The 2,190-nt window shown below is 58.4% G+C and carries 2 protein-coding genes; both read right to left on the reverse strand.

Annotated elements, in window-relative coordinates:
- Positions 1–1,426 precede the first annotated feature (1,426 nt).
- On the reverse strand, positions 1,427–1,609 hold the full coding sequence (locus tag NKH43_RS35145) for a hypothetical protein (RefSeq protein WP_352862049.1): 183 nt from the start codon (positions 1,607–1,609) through the stop codon (positions 1,427–1,429).
- A 107-nt stretch (positions 1,610–1,716) separates the two neighbouring features.
- Positions 1,717–1,965: a DUF982 domain-containing protein gene (locus NKH43_RS35150; RefSeq protein WP_352862051.1), complete on the reverse strand. Its 249-nt coding sequence runs from the start codon at positions 1,963–1,965 to the stop codon at positions 1,717–1,719.
- Positions 1,966–2,190 lie beyond the last annotated feature (225 nt).

Below are 2,190 nucleotides of genomic sequence, written 5' to 3' on the forward strand. Positions count from 1 at the left end.
ATTAACAGGCTGCGGAAATGGGCTGCTAACAACGCGCTCGACGGCCACCGTCCTGTGGTGATTCTTTGGATTTAACAATCGTCGAAATGCTCAGCGCGGGAGGCTAAGGTCTGCCCGTGGGCTTCGTAGCGATTTTTCGATTCAACGGTCTGCGGACCGCCCCGACGCTAGAGTGAGCAAGCCGCATAGGCGGGGCAACGTCCGCTCCTTGCCGCAATCACGTTGTTCCGACAGGCGCGCATAAGGTAATTATGCCGCCTTCCCGTCTGCTGCTCAGTAGACTCCATAGCGAACCTTGATTAGCGGCCCCTCCCTCGCACATCCGGGTTAGATAACAGCGGGGAACGCCGATGTCTGTGAGATCGTGTGTGCGCACAACGCCTCGTTCCTTCGCGAGTGCGACTGCCCGTTGCCTCAAAGATGGTTTTGGCCCACCGGTTGATCGGAGGCGCACGGCGCGCTCCCGGTCACGCTTGCGAGTCTTGATGGCGGGCTGCGGCGCAGTTTTGAGAGGAATCGGCAGCTCATAGTTCGCAGTTTCGTCCGGCCCGGGGAGCCAATATTTTTCAAAGGCGTAGAGGCTCCGGCGTTTTCATTGTTTTGGCTGACACCACGGTTTTGACAACGCCAAGACCATGGTCACTGCGTCTGGGATTCGCTATCGTGGAAGAATGTAATTGCTGAGCGACGATTCCGCTCGCCACTCCACGAACTGTGTCAGTCGTCACCACTGCTGACGGCCGGCTATGTAATGGGTAAGCGCCGCCGACCGCATTCCCTTCCCTCCTCGTTGACGAAAAGTGTTCGTTCGAATGATGCTTTTCCGTTGCCCTAAGCGCAAGGTTTTGACCAGCCAGCACAGGGCCTCCTCTTAAGCTCGCTGGTCGTCAAGGCCCAGCGGCCTCTAGCTGCCGTCCCCCCCGCAACCAAGCCGCTGGGCCGCCTCGCCAACGGCGAAGCTTGCAGGCCGATGTATATTAGCAACATCTTGACTAGGCATCGTCCGCTCCAGACTCAAGCGTCTGGCGCGGGGCACTGGTTGCGATCACGGCCACGATACGTAGGCGGGTCACTGAGGACCGGACAAGCGTCTCGATTCCGAGCTACGGCTTCCCGCATTCCATCGTGGACAGCACGTCCAAGATCAAGAGAGGTCAGCAGATCGAGCTTGCCGGCGAGATCACGCGCATAGAGGAGGAAGGCGGCACTCACAATCGACATGGGACCGCTGTCAAGCCTGACGCCGAGGGGTATTAACCGACGTTCCTTTTAAATTTGAAATGCCTTACCCGAGGCCCGCCCTGGAACGGTAGGTCAGGGCGCTGATCTTCCTCGTCCGGCTCAGCCTGCATCGCGGGCCTTCATGAAAAGCTCCAGCAAGTCGGCGCCAATGCCGAGGGTTGCCATGAGGCTGAACTTAGAGCGGCTAGGGAGTTTCGTCGTCTCTGGCCTTACCAATCGCCTCAAGTAATAAAGCTAGGGTTGGGGTCAGCTCTGTTTCGACTGGCCCAAACAGCTTCTCTACATGACGACGATTGTCTTCGGTTCCGATCAACTCCCGAACGGCGTCTGCAAGGGACTTATGCCCAGCTTTGTCGCGCTTTGTCATGTCGGCCGAGGTTCCCCGCCTGTCGCGCAACTCGCAGATCAGGGAATGGTTGCATTAGGGATCAGGAATGTTTGGGAACTGGGCTCGGGTAACTGGCACATTCGGCCCTAATCAGACGAGCGTAGCACCAACCCCTCTTCCTTGGCAGCCGCCAAGAATGCCTTTCGTGCCTCCTCAGGTTCCATCTCGTCGGAAATGCAGGCGATGCAGACGCGCACCGCTTGGTTCCATTTGGGGCCACGCTTGGTCCACTTCATCAGCTCCTGTCCGGCTGCCTCGACGTTGTTCACGTTCCGGGTCATACCGGCACGGTCAGTCGTCACAGGAACCGGAGGGGAGAACCAATGGGTTGCCATAAGGGGAACTTAGAGCGGCACAAGCCTGCCGACCAACCCAGGTTGTAGGGAACGATGTAGGCCCTCGCGGGGTTAGAACTTGCAGCGGTCGAGTCTTCGTGGATGCAGCCGCTGAGGGGGTCCGTCGCCTGTCCCTCACCGGCGGCGGGCTCCTTTCTGGAAGGCGGTGTTGGTCAGAGACACATAGAACCTTATACCGCAAAACAATTTAGCTATTTGTCGTTG

Origin of the sequence: Mesorhizobium sp. M1163, from assembly GCF_040318415.1 — a bacterium.
Lineage (GTDB): Bacteria > Pseudomonadota > Alphaproteobacteria > Rhizobiales > Rhizobiaceae > Mesorhizobium.

What these genes read in the sequence shown, in the direction of transcription:
- NKH43_RS35145 (WP_352862049.1), bottom strand. Translation starts at nt 1,609, where the DNA reads ATGACAAAGCGCGACAAAGCTGGGCATAAGTCCCTTGCAGACGCCGTT.
- NKH43_RS35150 (WP_352862051.1), bottom strand. Translation starts at nt 1,965, where the DNA reads ATGGCAACCCATTGGTTCTCCCCTCCGGTTCCTGTGACGACTGACCGT.